Below are 16,642 nucleotides of genomic sequence, written 5' to 3'. Positions count from 1 at the left end.
TCCAGTACCAGAGAGAAAAAACTACAAAAACATTCCCCATATGGGAGCGAGCTTGCTCGCGATGACGGTATGCCAGTGACTCATTTATTGCCTGACACTCCGCTATCGCGAGCAAGCTCGCTCCCACAAGGGACCGCGCGCAAAACTACTTGGCCGACTGGACCGCAGCGCCAAGTTTCTTGGCGGCATCGGCAGGGTCGGCTTTCGGGTCGTTGATGTAGTTGGTCACCACGTCAAAGAACGCCCCCTGAACCGCCAGCGTGGTCGCCATGTTGTGCGCCATGCTCGGCTGCAGGCCGCCAGACTTGGCGTCCGTCAGGAAGTCCTTGGCAGCGGTCTGGGCGCAGGAATCGAAACCGTACTTGGCCATGTCGCCGAGCATGTCGTTGCGCACCGGGATCGAACCCTTGTTGATGCTGAAGACCTTCTGGAAGTTTTCACCCAGCACGACCTTGGCGATATCCTGCTGACCGGCCGCCGTGCCTTTGTCTTTCTGCTTGAACACCGCCAGGGAGTCGATGTTGTAGGTGAAGGCCTTTTCGGTGCCCGGGAAGGCGACGCACTCGTAGTCCTTGCCAGCGACTTTCTTCGCGGCGGTCCACTCGCTCTTGGCCCAGTCACCCATGATCTGCATGCCGGCCTTGCCGTTGATGACCTTGGCCGCTTCCAGGTTCCAGTCCTGGCCCTTGCCGTCGGCGTCCATGTAGGTCGCGACTTTCTTCAGTTCGGTCAGCGCCTTGACCATTTCCGGACCGGTCAGGGCCTTGCTGTCCAGGTCGACCAGGGCTTTCTTGTAGCCCTCGGCGCCCATGACCGAGAGCACCACGGCTTCGAACACGGTGCTGTCCTGCCAAGGCTGGCCACCGTGGGCGAGGGGAATGAAGCCTGCGGCCTTGAGCTTGTCAGCGGCAGCGTAGAACTCTTCGAGGGTGGTTGGGTTTTTGGTGATGCCGGCCTTCTTGAAGACCTCCGGGTTGATCCACAGCCAGTTGACGCGGTGGATGTTCACCGGCACGGCCACGTAATCACCTTCGTACTTCACGGTATCGGAGACTTTCTTGTCGAGCAGGCTGTCCCACTTCTCTGCTTTGGCAACGTCTTTCAGGATGTCGGTGTCGAGCAGCCCGGTGGACGCCCATTCCTGGATGTCCGGGCCCTTGATCTGGGCGACACCCGGTGGGTTGCCGGCCACGGCACGGCTCTTGAGCACGGTCATGGCTGTGGAGCCGCCACCACCGGCGACAGCGCCGTCCTTCCAGGTAAAGCCGTCTTTCTCTACTTGGGCCTTGAGCACATCGATCGCGGCTTTTTCACCACCCGACGTCCACCAATGGACGACTTCCACGGAACCTTTGGATTCGGCGGCAAGGGCGCTGATAGGGAATGCTGCGACGGGAAGCAAGGAAGCAAGAGAAATGACAGTAGCGAGGCGAGAAATCGCATTCATCTAGAAGTACCTTTCTTGTTGTTATGCATGCAAGTCTGGTGCTTGCGCTGCACGGATTTTAAACAGGGGAAATCCCTTCGCAGGTAACGAAGGGACGTGCAAATGTCACGACACGGTTACACAGGCGCAGGACTGGAGAACTTCGCCAGGGCCGTGGCCATGCTGGGTGCCAGGGGCAAGCGCGGAATCAGCACTGCCTGCCAGGCGTGATACAGATCCGGCTTGCCTGGCCAGATGTCGGCGCTGGGGCTATTTTGTGGGTCGAGCTCGTGATGCCAACTGCCGTTGCAGCGGTCGATGAAATGTTTGTCACAAAACTCCCAAAACAGTCGGTACCAGGCTTCGTACTTTGCCTCGTCGGTGCGCTTGAGCAACGCGCTGGCAGCAGCCGCAGCTTCAGCGTGCACCCAATGCAGGCGATGGCGGACGACGGCGCGGTTGTCCCAGTCCAGCGTATAGACGATGCCTGGCGCACCATCGGCATTCCAGCCATGACGGCAGTTCTGGTCGAAGAGTTTTTGCGCATCCTGGGCCAGCCAACCGGGGGTCAGCATGCCAATCTGCACCCGCGCTGCTTCAAGGTGCAGCAGCAGCCTCGCCCATTCGAAACCATGGCCGGGGGTGGTGCCGTACGGGCGGAAACCGTCGGCGGGATTGTCGTGGTTGTACTCGCGCAACGGCTGCCAATCGCGGTCGAAATGCTCCACCACCAGGTAGTCGTTGGTGGCGGCATGACCGTGGATGACCCGTTCAACGATGCGCAGGGCGCGGGCCAGCCAGCGCGGATCGTCGGTGGCATCGGCCAGGGCCAGGAACGCTTCGGTGGCGTGCATGTTGCTGTTGGCACCGCGATACGCCTCTTCCTCGCTCCAGTCACGATTGAAGGACTCGCGCAGGGCGCCCTCTTCCTCACTCCAGAAATGCTCGTCGATGACCCGCACCGCTTCATCCAGCAGCGCCTGGGCACCGGGACGCTGGGCCACCACGGCGGAACTGGCCGCCAAGGCCACGAAGGCATGCCGGTAGGCGGCCTTGTCGGTGTCGCCTTCAGAAGGCTGCGCCGTGGCGAACCAGCCGCCATGTTCGGCGTCGCGCAAGGGGCCGCTCAGGGCCTCGACACCGTGATCCACCAGCTCGGCGAAACCCGGCAGGCCCTGGATGTGCGCCATGGCGAAGCTGTGGGTCATGCGCGCGGTGTTCATGGTTTCGGCCTGGGCATTGGCCGGCAGGCGCCCCAGTTCGTCCAGGTTGCCAAAGCCGTCCGGCAGCTTCGATGCCTTGGCGAACGCCAGCAGTCGCAAGCCTTCGGCCGCCAGCCACTGCTGGTGGGCAGGCGCGTTCAGCCAACTGCTGAAGGCCGGTTGGAAGGTGTCCATCAAGAGGTACCTTTTTTGTTGTTTTGACGCAGGGAGTCTAAACAAGGGATGGCGGGAGACAGGTAACGAAAGGGGCGAGTTATGTCACCGATTTGTGACACTCCCCTGAAAGATGTGTTGAGGCTGAAGGCGTCATCGCGAGCAGGCTCGCTCCCACATTAGCTCCAGGGTGTACACAATTTTTGTGTCCACCACCGCCCTCCTGTGGGAGCGAGCCTGCTCGCGAAGAACGATCAACGCGGTCGCGCTATTCCACACTGCGAGGCAACTGCAACGTCACCCGCAACCCACCCTCGCGCAGGTTTTGCAGGCTCACTTCGCCGCCATGGCTGTGGGCGATGTTGCGGGCGATGCCCAAGCCCAGGCCATACCCTTGCTGTTGGCCGGCCAGGCGGAAGTGCGGTTCGAAGACTTGCTCCAGGCGCTGTTCCGGCACACCCGGGCCTTCGTCGTCGACGTGCAGGATGAACGCGGTTTCATCGTCGTCGATGTGCAGGTGGGCGTTCTGCCCATACTTCAAGGCGTTGTCGATCAGGTTGCCGATGCAGCGCTTGAGCGCCAGTGGCTTGCCCGGATACGGCGCCAGCGCCCGGCCATCCTGGGTCACCCGACCGTTGCCGTTGGGCGCCAGGTAAGGTTCGACCAGGCAATCGAGCACGTGGTTGAGGTCTACCGGCTCGATGTTCTCGTGGATGTCGGTGTCCTTGACGCATTGCAGCGCGCCTTTGACCAGCAGCTCCAGCTCGTCCAGGTCGCGGCCGAACTTGGCTTGCAGGTTTTCGTCTTCCAGCAGCTCGACCCGCAAGCGCAACCGGGTAATGGGCGTGCGCAAGTCATGGGAAATCGCGCTGAACAACTGGCTACGTTCGGTCAGGTAACGGCTGATGCGCTCGCGCATGGCATTGAACGCCCGGCCCACTTCCACCACTTCGCTGCCGCCGCCCTCGGCCACCGGTTCCACTTCAGCCCCCAGGGACATGTCCCGCGCCGCTCGAGCCAAGCGCTTCAGAGGTCGGCTCTGCCAGTGCACCAGCAAGCCGATGAACAGCAACAACAGGCTGCTGGTGAGCACGATGAAACCGACCTGTTGCTTGGGCAGGTCCTGCTCTTCAAGCGCGGTATAGGGCTCGGGCAGCAACGAAGCGATGTACAGCCATTCGCCCGGCGCCATCTGGATTTGCGTGACCAGCACCGGCGGGTTCACAGGCTCAAGCGTCAAGGCGTAGTGGGCCCACGAGCGGGGCAATTCGTCGAGTTTCAGCCCGGCGTTGAAAATTCGCAGATCGTCGGGGCTGACAAAATTGACCGAGATATCGGCGCTATTGCCCAGGGACCGGCGCAGCACATCGTCCACCGCCTTGAGCACCGCCAGCTTGCGCGGCGTCACCGGCAGCACGTCCATGCCCAGGGGCTTGTCGTTGAGCGTGACGACAAACCGCGTACCGCCCATGCTGCGCAACTGATCCAGCACCAATGGCCGATAAGCCACCGGCAGCGAGCGCAGGTAGCTAACGCTGGCGGTCATCGAATGGGCCAGGCTACGGGCGCTGGTGACCAGGCCTTCGAGCTGGGTGGCGCGCAATTGCGAGACCCAGATCAGGCTGGACAGGGTCTGGGCGAACAGCACCACCAGCAAGGTCAGCAACAGCATCCGCCCTAACAACGAGCGCGGCACCGGTACCCGTCGGGCGACTTTCTTGACCCAGTCAATGACCATTGCTGGCAACCACACTGGCCGCCAGTTGATAGCCGCTGCCACGCACCGTACGGATCAGCCGCGGCGGCTTGTCGGTGTCACGCAGGCGCTGGCGCAGGCGACTGACGGCCATGTCGACGATCCGGTCCAGGGGCATCAACTCACGGCCACGGGTCGCATTGCCGATGGTGTCGCGGTCGAGGATTTCCTGGGGATGGTCTAGAAACAACTTGAGCAGGGCGAAATCGGCGCCGGAGAGAATCACCTCTTCACCGTCGGTGTGAAACAGCCGATGACTGACCATGTCCAGCCGCCACTCGTCGAAGGCCAGCACTTCGCCGCCGGAACGTTCCTGGCCGAATTGCGCCCGGCGCAGGAGGGCCTTGATACGCGCCTGCAACTCGCGAGGACTGAAGGGTTTGCCCAGGTAGTCATCGGCCCCCAGTTCCAGGCCAATGACCCGGTCGGCCTCGTCGGAACTGGCGGTGAGCATGATGATCGGCACGTGCGCCTGGCGCGGGTGCTGGCGAACCCAGCGACACAGGCTGAAGCCGTCCTCGTCGGGCAGCATCACGTCGAGGATCACCAGGTCGCTCGGCGCCTCGTTCAGCGCCTGGCGAAACCCGGCACCATCGGGTGTGGTGCGCACCTGAAACCCCGCACGACTGAGGTAAGTGTCCAGCAGTTCGCGAATCTCCTGGTCGTCGTCGACCAACAAAATCGATTTATTCACTGAACTCACGGGCCTCGTCCTTGTTGTTTGGATTGGGGCGAATTATGCCTGATGGATGAGGACTACAAACACACTACAAACACCTGTGGGAGCGAGCTTGCTCGCGATAGCGGTGTATCAGTCAACATCAATGGCGACTGACACTCCGTCATCGCGAGCAAGCTCGCTCCCACAGGGGATCACATTTCAAACTGGAGTCGATTGCTCCAACGCCACACCCGCGCCCATCAGGCCCGAATACGGCGCGGTCACCAGCCAGACCGGAATACCCTTGAAGTAATCGCTCATGCAGCCCTTGTCGGCGAAGCAACGGGCGAAACCGCTTTCAAGGAAGAAATCGGCGAACCGCGGGACCACGCCGCCGACGATGTAGACGCCGCCGCGACCCCCTAGCGTCAGCACGTTGTTGCCGGCCACACGCCCCAGCCAACAGCAGAATTGTTCGAGCACCTCCAGGGCGATGGGGTCGCCGGCCAGGCCGGCTGCTGTGATGGATTCCGGGGTATCGAGCACCGGCGCATTGCCGTCTACCGCGCAGATAGCCCGGTACACCCGAGGCAAACCGCTGCCGCTCAGGGCGGTTTCCGCGCTGACGTGGCCGATTTCGTTGTAGATGTGCTGCCAGAGCTGGGTTTCTCGCGGGCTGCTCATCGGCAGGTCGACATGGCCGCCCTCCCCTGGCAGCGCCGCGAAACGACCTTCACCGAGGTCCAGCAGCGTACCGACGCCCAGCCCGGTGCCCGGGCCGATCACCACCGCCGGACGCATCGGCTCCGGGGTGCCTTCGCAGACGACCCGGTATTCATCGGGACGCAAGCAGGTCATGCCCAGGGCCATGGCCGAGAAGTCATTGACCAGCAGCAGCTTCTCCACTTGCAAGGTCTTGCAGAACGCCAGGTTGCTCAGGCGCCAGTGGTTGTTGGTGAAGCGAAACTCATCGCCGCTCACGGGGCCGGCCACCGACAGGCACACCGAGCCGATGGCCCCCGGCTTCATGCCCAGGCCGGCCAAGTAAACCTGGATGGCCTCTTCAGGGCAGGCATAGTCCGCCGTCGCCAGCACCTGGATGTTTTCCAGGTTGTGGTTCTTCCACAACGCGAAACGTGCGTTGGTCCCACCGATGTCACCGACCAAAGCCAGTTTCAATTAAGCGTCTCCAGGGCAGAAGTGAAGGCGCTGGCGCCCTGCTCTGCCGAGCTGAACGCCATGCGCATGAAACCGAACAGCTCGCGACCGGTGCCGATGTTGTTGCCCAACAGGCCCTTGGCAGGCGTGCGCGCGGCGAATTCTTCGGCGTCCACCTTCAATTCCAAGGTGCCTTCGACGCCATCGACGCGGATGATATCGCCCTCCTGCACCCGGGCCAACGCGCCACCGACATAAGCTTCGGGGCTGACGTGAATGGCCGCCGGGATTTTTCCCGACGCGCCGGACATGCGCCCGTCAGTCACCAGCGCCACTTTGAAGCCACGATCCTGCAATACGCCCAGGAATGGCGTCATCTTGTGCAGTTCCGGCATGCCGTTGGAGCGCGGCCCCTGGAAGCGCATCACCGCGACGAAATCTTTCTCCAGCAGTCCGGCCTTGAACGCGTCGGCCAGGTCCTGTTGATCCTGGAAGACCATGGCCGGCGCTTCGACGACCTGGTTTTCCAGGGCCACGGCCGAGACCTTCATCACGCCGCGCCCCAGGTTGCCTTCCATCACCCGCAGCCCGCCTTCCGGCGAGAACGCGCGAGCCACCGGGCGCAGGATGTTTTCATCGAGGCTTTCGATCGGGCCGTCGCGCCACACCAGCTCGCCATTCTCCAGGAACGGTTCCTGGGTGTAGCGACTCAGGCCATGACCGAGCACGGTGTTGACGTTTTCGTGGAGCAAACCGGCTTCCAGCAATTCGCGGATCAGGAACGACATGCCGCCCGCCGCCTGGAAGTGGTTGATGTCGGCCTTGCCGTTCGGGTAGACGTGGCTCAGGGTCGGCACCACCTCGGAGAGGTCGGCCATGTCCTGCCAGGTCAGTTGGATGCCTGCCGCCATGGCGATGGCCGGCATGTGCAGCGTGTGGTTGGTGGAGCCGCCGGTGGCGTGCAGTGCGACGATGGAATTGACCAGCGAACGCTCATCGACAATTTCGCCGATGGGCATGAAGTTGCCGCTCTGCTTGGTCAGGCGCGTGACCTGGAACGCCGCCTCACGAGTCAGGGCATCGCGCAGCGGGGTGTTCGGGTTGACGAACGAAGCGCCCGGCAAATGCAGGCCCATCACTTCCATCAGCAACTGGTTGGTGTTGGCCGTGCCGTAGAAGGTGCAGGTGCCCGGGCTGTGGTAGGACTTCATCTCCGATTCCAGCAGCTCTTCGCGACTGGCCTTGCCTTCGGCATAGCGCTGGCGCACGTCGGCTTTCTGCTTGTTGGAAATCCCCGAGACCATCGGCCCGCCCGGTACGAAGATTGTCGGCAAGTGACCGAAACGCAGCGCGCCCATCATCAGGCCCGGGACGATCTTGTCGCAGATACCGAGCATCAGCGCGCCATCGAACATGTTGTGGGACAACGCCACCGCCGTGGACAAGGCGATCACTTCGCGGCTCGGCAGGCTCAGTTCCATCCCCGCCTCGCCCTGGGTCACGCCATCGCACATGGCGGGCGTGCCCCCGGCGAACTGGCCGACTGAGCCGATCTCGCGCAGGGCTTTCTTGATCTGTTCAGGGAAGACTTCGTAAGGCTGGTGGGCCGAGAGCATGTCGTTATAGGAAGACACGATGGCGATGTTGGCGGCGTTCATCATGCGCAGGTGGTGCTTGTCTTCGGTGCCGCAACCGGCCACGCCGTGGGCGAAGTTGGCGCATTGCAACTTGCCGCGCGTCGGACCGTCGCTGGCTGCACCACGGATCAATGCAAGGTAAGCCTCACGCGTGGCGCGGCTGCGGGCGATAAGCCGTTCGGTGACCTCAAGGACGCGGGGATGCATGTGTAGAACTCCAGGCTAACGGGTGTGGCGACCTGATTGTCTATGCTGATCAAAGCCCCCTGACGCTGGGCGACAGACGGTTTTTTGACCATTCGGACCAGTTGATTCAGGTCACTCGTTGTAGATAAAACAAAATATTGCCACTAAAAAGGCTTGTTTTCTATTTTTATGCGAATAATCTTGTAATTCCAACAACAAATCGATGGCGGCGCCGTTAATGACTCTTCGAATTGCAATCAATGGTTTTGGCCGCATCGGCCGCAACGTTCTTCGTGCACTGTATACCCAAGGCTATCGTCGCGACCTGCAGATCGTCGCCATCAATGACCTGGGCGACAGTTCGATCAACGCTCACCTGCTCAAGTTCGACACGGTGCACGGCACCTTCGACGCCGACGTGCAGCACGATCATGAAAGCCTGACGGTCAATGGCGATCGCATCTCGGTCAGTGCCATCCGTAACCCGGCCGAACTGCCCTGGGCCGCCGAGAAGATCGACGTGGTGTTCGAATGCACCGGTCTGTTCACCGACCGCTCCAAGGCCGCCGCACACATCACCGCCGGCGCCCGCAAGGTGATCATTTCGGCCCCGGCCAAAGGTGCCGATGCCACCGTGGTGTATGGCGTGAACCACGACATCCTGCGCCAGTCGCACCAGATCATTTCCAACGCTTCGTGCACCACCAACTGCCTGGCCCCGGTGGCCCAGGTGCTGCACCGTGAGCTGGGCATCGAAAGCGGCCTGATGACCACTATCCACGCCTACACCAATGATCAGAACCTGACCGACGTCTACCACACCGACCCGTACCGCGCGCGTTCGGCCACCCAGAACATGATCCCGAGCAAGACCGGCGCCGCCGAAGCGGTAGGCCTGGTACTGCCGGAACTGGCGGGCAAACTGACCGGCATGGCGGTGCGCGTACCCGTGATCAACGTGTCCCTGGTGGACCTGACCGTGCAGCTCAAGCGCGAAGCTTCGGCCGAAGAAGTCAACGAGCTGCTGCGCCAGGCCAGCCAGCATTCGAAGATCCTCGGCTACAACACCCTGCCGCTGGTCTCCAGCGATTTCAACCACAACCCGCTGTCGTCGATCTTCGACGCCAACCACACCAAGGCCAGCGGCAAGCTGCTCAAGGTACTGGCCTGGTATGACAACGAATGGGGCTTCTCCAACCGCATGCTGGATAACTGCCTGGCGTTGTGTAACGCCGAGTGACTATCGCGGTACTCGTCGAACGCCACTGTGGGAGCGAGCTTGCTCGCGATAGCGTGGGATCAGCCAGCACACTGTTGACTGACTCACCGCCATCGCGAGCAAGCTCGCTCCCACAGTAGGTTCCGCGATGTGAAATCAGGGCTTGACCACCGCCGCAGATGATAAGCATTATCATCTACTCGAACCGGATCGGGCCCTCCCGTGAGTCAATCGCGCTTTCACCACGTCTTCCTCGCGCAGCGCATGCCCTTGCTGCGCACGCTCGAGCGTATGGTCAACAACCCCAGCACCGCCGAAGACCTGCTTCAGGAAACCTACCTGCGCGTCACCCGCGCACTGGCTGAACGCACGGTCGAGCATCTCGAACCTTTTGTCTTCCAGACCGCCCGCAACCTGGCGCTGGACCATCTGCGTGCGCGGCGTATCCAGTCCCGGACCTTGCTGGACGACGTGCCGCTGGAGGTCGTTCACAATGTGGTCGCCCCCCAGAGCAGTGCCGAAGATGCCGCCCATGCCCAGCGGATGCTCGAACGGCTGAACATCAGCCTTCAAGCGCTGAGCCCGCGCCAGCAACAGATCTTCATTCTCAGCCGCCTGCACGGACACAGTTACCAGGACATCGCCGAACGACTGGACGTGTCACTGAGCACCGTGCAAAAGGAACTGAGGCTGATCATGGCGATCTGTGTGGGACAACTGCAGCTATAAGATTCAAGCCGCAAGCTGCAAGTTGTGTGCAGGCTTGTGCTTGCGACTTGAAGCTTGAAGCTTGTAACTTGCCGCTGAACCGAGAAACGAGAACCCACCGTGACGGACAACTCCCCTTCTCCTGCGCCGACGCCGGAAACCGCCCATGCCATGGAGCAGGCGCTGGACTGGCTGATTCTGCTCGACAACCCCAGCGAGGAGCAGACCCGGCAGTTCCAAGCCTGGCTGGCGGCCGATCCGCGCCATGGCGAAGCGTTCACCCGGGCCCAGGCGATCTGGAACGGCCCGCAAGTGATTGAAAGTGCCCGGCAACTTGAGGCCGTGCCCAAGGTCAGCGCCCTGTCACGTCTGCGGGCCCACTGGAAACCCCTGGCCACCGCCGCGGTATTGTTCCTGGGCCTGTTCAATTTCAGCGACCTGCCCCTGTACTTCCAGGCCGACCACCTGACCGTGGTCGGTGAACGCCAGCGCTTGCAATTGGAGGACGGCTCCAAGGTCCTGCTCAACACTGATTCGGCCTTCTCCAGTACGTTCAACGAACAGCGGCACGTGGCCCGACTGTACAAGGGCGAGGCACTGTTTGAAGTGCCGGGCACTGGCAACCTGCCGCTGGAGATCGATGCCGGACCGGTTACAGCCAGCGTCAGCGACACCGTCTTTGCGGTCCGCTACCTCGACGGCGTGGCGCAGGTCCAGGTCCAGCGCGGCGACGTGGACCTGCGGGCCACCCGCAACGACACCCACGTACGGCTGTCGGCAGGGGAAAGCATCCGCATAGGCCCCAACGGTTTCGACCACCCGGTCCGGCTCGATGCCGACACCGACCTGGCCTGGGTCCAGGGCCGGCTGGTGTTCAAGAATAAACCGCTGAGCCAGGTACTGGCCGAGTTGCGGCGCTACTACCCGGGCTGGATCATCAACAACAACGAGCAGTTAGCCAACGTCGCCGTGACCGGCAACTACCGCCTCGACCAGCCACTGGATGTGGTTCGCTCCCTGGCCCACATCACCTCGGCGCGCCTGCAGGAATTCCCGGCACTGGTCATCTTGAACTAAATGAGAATTATTTTTACTCGATAGGACTCGCTGATTCGTCTCGTTATAGCCAATGCAATTGATTCGCATCTCTCGATGCCCAATCTGCACCTATAACCGATGCGACACGGAGCGCTATCGATGTCCTCTCGCCTTTCTTGCCGATTCCTCACCCCTTCTTGCACGCTGTCGCTGCTGACGGCCGCCCTCCTGATCGCCGGCACGGCGCCGGCCGCCCTCGCCGCCACCGCTGCACAATCGCCTGCGCGCAACATGGGCGACTACACCTTTGCCATCGCCCAGCAGCCGCTGGTTTCAGCCCTGAACGCGTTCACTGCCGTCACGGGATGGCAGGTGGGCCTGGCGGCAGAGCTGGCCGACGGCGTCGCGTCGCCGGGCGTGAATGGCTCACTGCCACCAGAGAAAGCCCTGGAGCGCCTGTTGGTGGGGACCAACCTGAGCTACCGCAAACTCGGCAGCAACAGCATCGTCCTGGAAAAGCGCAGCACCGCCGGCGTGTTGAACCTGCAACAGGTGACCATCAGCGCCACCCGCCAGGAACAGGACATCACCGACGTACCGAGCACCGTCACCGTTCATGACCGCCAGGAACTGGACCGCAACAACGTCAACACCCTCAAGGACCTGGTGCGCTATGAGCCCGGTGTTTCGGTGGGCGGTGCGGGCCAGCGCGGCGGCATCAGTGGCTACAACATCCGCGGCATCGACGGCAACCGGGTCTTGACCCAGGTCGACGGCGTGGCCATTCCCGACGGTTTCTTCAATGGTCCCTACGCCAAGACCCAGCGCAACTACGTCGACCCGGAAATCATCAAGCGCGTGGAAATCCTCCGAGGCCCGGCCTCGGTGCTGTACGGCAGCAACGCCATCGGTGGCGCCGTCAGCTATTTCACCCTGGATCCGGACGACATCATCAAGCCGGGTAAAGACGTCGGTGCGCGCCTCAAGACCGGCTACAGCTCCGCCGACGAGAGCTGGCTCAAATCCGCCACCGTCGCCGGGCGCAGCGGGCAATTCGACGGCCTGTTGCACTACAGCCAGCGCGACGGTCATGAAACCGAATCCTACGGCAGCCACAACGGCACGGGCCTGGACCGCACCGCGGCCAACCCGGAAGACGTGCGCGCCCACAACGTGCTGGCCAAGCTCGGCTGGAACTACAACGATGACGCGCGCCTGGGCCTGGTCTACGAAAAATACAAGGATGACCGCGACACCGATCTGAAAAGCGCCTATGGCGGCCCCTATTCCAACGGTCGCCCCACCATCCCCGAGTCCATGCTGCCCGGCGGCATGTATCAATGGCGCACTGGCAACGACACCGTCACCCGTGAGCGTTTCGGTCTTGAGCACAGCTTCGCCCTCGACAGCCTGCTGGCCGATCACGTGAAGTGGAGCCTGAATCACCAGATCGCCAAGACGAACGAGAGCACCGCTGAGTTCTATTTCCCGATCACCCGCCAGGTACTGCGTACCCGGGATACCCTCTACGAAGAAAAACAGTGGGTCTTCGACGCGCAGCTGGACAAGGCGTTCAACATCGCCGACACCCATCACACGCTGACCTACGGCACCACGATCAAGCAACAGAAAGTCACCGGCTCACGCAGCGGCAATGGCGTGTGCCTGGCAGTTGGCGTGGGCTGCTCCGCCGTCGGCGCGATCAGCACCCGGGACGTGCTGGCAAAAGCCAGTGACTTCCCGGACCCGACCATCAATACCTACAGCCTGTTCGCCCAGGATCAGATCAGTTGGAACCGCTGGACCTTCACACCGGGCCTGCGCTACGACTACACCCAGCTCAAGCCCCATCTGACCGAGGCGTTCCTCAACACCGTGGACCCTACCGGTGGCGGTGAAGTCAGCGACAAGAACAAGACCTGGCATCGCGTCTCGCCCAACTTCGGCCTGACCTATGCCCTGAGCGATGCATACACCTGGTACGGCAAATACGCCGAAGGCTTCCGCACGCCGACCGCCAAGTCCCTGTATGGGCGCTTCGAGAACGCCGATGCCGGCTACAGCGTGGAACCCAACCCCGACCTGGAACCGGAAAAAAGCAAAAGCTACGAGACCGGCCTGCGCGGGCGATTCGATTCCGGCTCGTTCGATGTGGCGGTGTTCTACAACAAGTACCGCGATTTCATCAACGAGGATGCCATCACCCCCGGCGCCGACCAACTGACCTTCCAGAGCAACAACATCAAGCACGCCACCATCAAGGGTGCCGAGATCAAGGGGCGCCTGGAGCTGGACGTGCTGGGCGCACCAAAGGGCCTGTACACCCAAGGCTCGGTGGCCTACGCCTACGGTCGCAACAACGACACCGGCGAGCCGCTCAATAGCGTCAACCCGCTGACCGGCGTGTTCGGCCTGGGCTACGACCAGGACCACTACGGCACCTTGCTCAGTTGGACCCTGGTCAAGAAAAAGGACCGCGTCGACGACAGCAACTTCAACTCGCCGGACGGCGTGAGCAGCCAATTCAAGACCCCGGGTTTCGGCATCCTCGACCTGACCGGTTTCTACAAGGTGACCGACGACGTCACCGTCAGCGGCGGCCTCTACAACCTCACCGACAAAAAATACTGGCTGTGGGACGACGTGCGCGGCTACGACAGCGTCGGCGAAGCGGCGGTGCTGAGCCCGGCCAATCTCGATCGTCTGACTGCGCCTGGGCGTAACTTCGCGGTCAACCTGATTTGGGATATCTGACCCACCCGCAAGGATTTCCCCCTGTGGCGAGGGAGCTTGCTCCCGCTCGGTTGCGCAGCGACCGTAAATCTTGGGGCCGCTTCGCAGCCCAGCGGGAGCAAGCTCCCTCGCCACAAATGTGCTCACTCAAGGAAATTGTTTCATGACCACACAACATCCCGCTCCACGCTCCCAACGCCTGAACCAGATCACCCACGAGCCCCACAGCAAGCTCGACGCGCTGGTCAAGACCCACGCCCCGTTCGAAACCCCGGCCAGCTTCGCCCGTTTCGTCGTCGCCCAGTACCTGTTCCAGTCGGAACTGGTGGCGCTGTACAACGACCCGGAACTCACCGCCTTGATTCCCGACCTGCCGGCCCGCTGCCGGGCCGAAGCGGCCAAGGCCGACCTGGCGGACCTGGACACCGAAGTCCCGGCCCCAGTAGCCGGTGCAGTGAACAACCCGACCCAGGCCGAAGCCCTGGGCTGGCTGTTTGTTTCCGAGGGTTCCAAACTCGGCGCCGCGTTTTTGATCAAGCGCGCCGTGGGCCTGGGGTTGAACGAAAGCTTCGGCGCCCGGCACCTGGCAGAGCCGGAAGGCGGTCGCGCCGAAGGCTGGAAAACCTTCACCCGCACCCTAGACGGCCTGCCCTTCACCGAACAGCAGGAAGCCGAAGCGGACAAGGGCGCGCTGGACGCGTTCAACCGGTTCACGGTGCTGTTGGAGCGCGCTTATGCAGCGGAGTTGGCCTGATCTGTGGGAGCGAGCTTGCTCGCGATAGCGGTGTATCAGGCGACCAATACGGTGGCTGACAGTCCGACATCGCGAGCAAGCTCGCTCCCACAGGTAAAGTGCATGTCGGATAGAAATACATGAGTCGCACACCCTCAAAACTCGCCCAACTGCTCTTCGGCCTGCTCGCCTACGTCAGCCTGGCCATCGGCCTGGTCGCCATCGTCGTGCCGGGCCTGCCGACGACCGAGTTCATCCTGTTGGCTGCCTGGGCCGCGACTCGCAGTTCGCCGCGCTTGAGCGCCTGGCTGGAGAACCATCGGCTGTTCGGGCCGATGCTGCACAACTGGCGCAACGGCAAAATGATCCCGCGCCGGGCCAAGGTTGGCGCTACGCTCAGCATGCTGCTCTGCGCCGGGCTGATGCTGACGACGCTCGACCACGGCTGGCCGGTTTACCTGGCGCTGGTGGCCATGGGGCTAGGCAACCTGTGGATCTGGTCCCGCCCGGAACAGCGCACTGGCCAGGACGAGGATGGCTGCTGCCGCTGGGCTGAGAAGCGACCGCCAGCGGATTTTTGATCTATGCTCGCTCTCTCGTTTTGGAGGGCCCTCGATGACCGATCTGCTCACGTCCATGCAAGCCTCCCTCGGCTTGCCCACGACTCCGATCGCCTTCATTGGCGAAGGCGCCCTGCCCTCGGCGTTCGCCGTCACGGAGCTGGCTTGTGCCAGCATCGCTGCAGCCGGCCAGGCCGCCGCCGAGCTCATCCACCAGCAAACCGGTCGCCTGCCGCCCCTTGAGGTCGACCGGCGCCTGGCCTCATTCTGGTTCTCCACGTCCCTGCGCCCCATCGGCTGGAGCGTACCGCCCATGTGGGATCCGGTGGCCGGTGACTACGCCACCGCCGATGGCTGGATTCGCTTGCACACCAACGCGCCGCATCACCGTCTGGCCGCAGAAAAAGTTCTCGGCCCCTGCATCGACCGCACCGACATGGCGAGCAAAGTGGCCCTCTGGAACAAGGCCGAACTGGAACAAGCGGTGGTCGACGCCGGCGGTTGCGCCGCCCAGATGCGTTCGTGGCAGACCTGGCAGGCGCACCCCCAGGGCATGGCGGTGAATGCCGAGCCGCTGGTGCACTGGGACAACAGTGCCGATGCACAGCACAAGCCCTGGCTCGGCTCCGTGGCCCAGCCACTGGCGGGTCTCAGGGTGCTCGACCTGACCCGCGTGCTGGCCGGCCCCATCGCCAGCCGCTTCCTCGCAGGCCTGGGCGCCGATGTCTTGCGCGTCGATCCGCCGACCTGGAACGAACCCGGCGTGGTGCCGGAAGTCACCCTCGGCAAACGCTGCACCCGCCTCGACTTGCATCAACCCGACGACCGCGCGGCATTCGAGGCATTGCTCAAGGACGCCGACATTATCCTGCATGGCTACCGGGCCGACGCCCTGGAGCGCCTGGGCTACGGCTCCGAGCAACGGCGACAAATTGCTCCAGGCCTGATCGACATCAGCCTCAACGCCTACGGCTGGAGCGGCCCGTGGCAGAACCGGCGTGGCTTCGACAGCCTGGTGCAGATGAGCAGCGGCATCGCCGAAGCCGGCATGGGCTGGACGCAAGCCGATAAACCAACACCGCTGCCAGTGCAGGCGCTGGACCACGGCACCGGGTACCTGATGGCCGCCAGCGCCATTGTGTTGTTGTCCCGACGCCTGGAAAACGGTCACGGCGGCTCGGCACGCCTGTCACTGGCCCGTACAGCGAAGCTGTTGATTGAGCACGGGGCCGGGGCCCAGGCCGCGTTACGTCCCGAAGACGCTCACGATCAGGGATTGTTGACGGAACAGACGCCGTGGGGCCCGGCCCATCGGCTGCAAGTGCCGCTGAAGATCACCGGGACACCGTTGCAATGGACCTTGCCGGCGGCTGAACTGGGCGCTCATCGCCCGCAGTGGTGAAGAAGGCCCCGTGGCGAGGGAGCTTGCTCCCGCTGGGCTGCTCAGCAGC

At 62.8% G+C, this 16,642-nt stretch carries 13 protein-coding genes; 7 read left to right on the top strand and 6 right to left on the bottom strand.

Translation table 11 applies throughout. The features are described 5' to 3' along the window. Positions 1-145: 145 nt before the first annotated feature. From QNH97_RS06310 to edd, 6 genes are all read right to left on the bottom strand, one after another. Positions 146-1,447 (bottom strand): ABC transporter substrate-binding protein, encoded by a 1,302-nt coding sequence (locus QNH97_RS06310; RefSeq protein ID WP_283556077.1) that lies wholly within the window; start codon positions 1,445-1,447, stop codon positions 146-148. Positions 1,448-1,563: 116 nt separating this feature from the next. Then, complete coding sequence (locus QNH97_RS06305; protein ID WP_283556076.1) at positions 1,564-2,823, bottom strand: D-mannose isomerase; 1,260 nt, start codon at positions 2,821-2,823, stop codon at positions 1,564-1,566. A gap of 247 nt (positions 2,824-3,070) precedes the next feature. Continuing rightward, positions 3,071-4,540 carry an ATP-binding protein gene (locus QNH97_RS06300; RefSeq protein WP_283556075.1) on the bottom strand — a complete coding sequence of 490 codons (1,470 nt, stop codon included), beginning with the start codon at positions 4,538-4,540 and terminating at the stop codon, positions 3,071-3,073. Then, positions 4,530-5,261, bottom strand: a complete 732-nt coding sequence (locus QNH97_RS06295; protein WP_025212240.1) for a response regulator — start codon at positions 5,259-5,261, stop codon at positions 4,530-4,532. The genes QNH97_RS06300 and QNH97_RS06295 overlap by 11 nt, the downstream gene beginning before the upstream one ends. A 177-nt stretch (positions 5,262-5,438) precedes the next feature. Then, the gene (locus QNH97_RS06290) at positions 5,439-6,398 is read right to left on the bottom strand and encodes a glucokinase (RefSeq protein ID WP_283556074.1); all 960 of its coding nucleotides are present in this window, start codon (positions 6,396-6,398) and stop codon (positions 5,439-5,441) included. Continuing rightward, on the bottom strand, positions 6,395-8,221 hold the full coding sequence (edd, locus tag QNH97_RS06285) for a phosphogluconate dehydratase (protein WP_283556073.1): 1,827 nt from the start codon (positions 8,219-8,221) through the stop codon (positions 6,395-6,397). The genes QNH97_RS06290 and edd overlap by 4 nt, the downstream gene beginning before the upstream one ends. Before the next feature lie 217 nt (positions 8,222-8,438). Between edd and gap the strand changes: the two genes are divergently transcribed. The 7 genes from gap to QNH97_RS06250 all read left to right on the top strand — a co-directional run bounded on the left by gap (position 8,439) and on the right by QNH97_RS06250 (position 16,593). Beyond that, positions 8,439-9,440, top strand: a complete 1,002-nt coding sequence (gene gap / locus QNH97_RS06280) for a type I glyceraldehyde-3-phosphate dehydrogenase (RefSeq protein ID WP_283556072.1) — start codon at positions 8,439-8,441, stop codon at positions 9,438-9,440. 201 nt (positions 9,441-9,641) lie between these two features. Further along, positions 9,642-10,148, top strand: coding sequence for an RNA polymerase sigma factor (locus QNH97_RS06275; RefSeq protein ID WP_283556071.1), 507 nt, complete (start codon positions 9,642-9,644; stop codon positions 10,146-10,148). A gap of 150 nt (positions 10,149-10,298) precedes the next feature. Beyond that, complete coding sequence (locus QNH97_RS06270; protein WP_283557433.1) at positions 10,299-11,204, top strand: FecR family protein; 906 nt, start codon at positions 10,299-10,301, stop codon at positions 11,202-11,204. Positions 11,205-11,324: 120 nt separating this feature from the next. After that, positions 11,325-13,919, top strand: a complete 2,595-nt coding sequence (locus QNH97_RS06265) for a TonB-dependent receptor (protein ID WP_283556070.1) — start codon at positions 11,325-11,327, stop codon at positions 13,917-13,919. Positions 13,920-14,061: 142 nt separating this feature from the next. Then, on the top strand, positions 14,062-14,652 hold the full coding sequence (locus QNH97_RS06260) for a biliverdin-producing heme oxygenase (protein ID WP_283556069.1): 591 nt from the start codon (positions 14,062-14,064) through the stop codon (positions 14,650-14,652). A gap of 119 nt (positions 14,653-14,771) precedes the next feature. Further along, positions 14,772-15,212, top strand: a complete 441-nt coding sequence (locus QNH97_RS06255) for a YbaN family protein (protein ID WP_283556068.1) — start codon at positions 14,772-14,774, stop codon at positions 15,210-15,212. Between the two features lie 34 nt (positions 15,213-15,246). Continuing rightward, positions 15,247-16,593, top strand: coding sequence for a CoA transferase (locus QNH97_RS06250; protein ID WP_283556067.1), 1,347 nt, complete (start codon positions 15,247-15,249; stop codon positions 16,591-16,593). Positions 16,594-16,642 lie beyond the last annotated feature (49 nt).

This window comes from Pseudomonas sp. G2-4 (assembly GCF_030064125.1).
GTDB lineage: Bacteria > Pseudomonadota > Gammaproteobacteria > Pseudomonadales > Pseudomonadaceae > Aquipseudomonas.
The sequence above is the reverse complement of the archived record's forward strand: the minus strand, read 5'-3'. Positions and strand labels throughout refer to the sequence as shown.

What these genes read in the sequence shown, in the direction of transcription:
- QNH97_RS06310 (WP_283556077.1), bottom strand. Translation starts at nt 1,447, where the DNA reads ATGAATGCGATTTCTCGCCTCGCTACTGTCATTTCTCTTGCTTCCTTG.
- QNH97_RS06305 (WP_283556076.1), bottom strand. Translation starts at nt 2,823, where the DNA reads ATGGACACCTTCCAACCGGCCTTCAGCAGTTGGCTGAACGCGCCTGCC.
- QNH97_RS06300 (WP_283556075.1), bottom strand. Translation starts at nt 4,540, where the DNA reads ATGGTCATTGACTGGGTCAAGAAAGTCGCCCGACGGGTACCGGTGCCG.
- edd (WP_283556073.1), bottom strand. Translation starts at nt 8,221, where the DNA reads ATGCATCCCCGCGTCCTTGAGGTCACCGAACGGCTTATCGCCCGCAGC.
- gap (WP_283556072.1), top strand. Translation starts at nt 8,439, where the DNA reads ATGACTCTTCGAATTGCAATCAATGGTTTTGGCCGCATCGGCCGCAAC.
- QNH97_RS06270 (WP_283557433.1), top strand. Translation starts at nt 10,299, where the DNA reads ATGGAGCAGGCGCTGGACTGGCTGATTCTGCTCGACAACCCCAGCGAG.
- QNH97_RS06265 (WP_283556070.1), top strand. Translation starts at nt 11,325, where the DNA reads ATGTCCTCTCGCCTTTCTTGCCGATTCCTCACCCCTTCTTGCACGCTG.
- QNH97_RS06260 (WP_283556069.1), top strand. Translation starts at nt 14,062, where the DNA reads ATGACCACACAACATCCCGCTCCACGCTCCCAACGCCTGAACCAGATC.
- QNH97_RS06255 (WP_283556068.1), top strand. Translation starts at nt 14,772, where the DNA reads ATGAGTCGCACACCCTCAAAACTCGCCCAACTGCTCTTCGGCCTGCTC.
- QNH97_RS06250 (WP_283556067.1), top strand. Translation starts at nt 15,247, where the DNA reads ATGACCGATCTGCTCACGTCCATGCAAGCCTCCCTCGGCTTGCCCACG.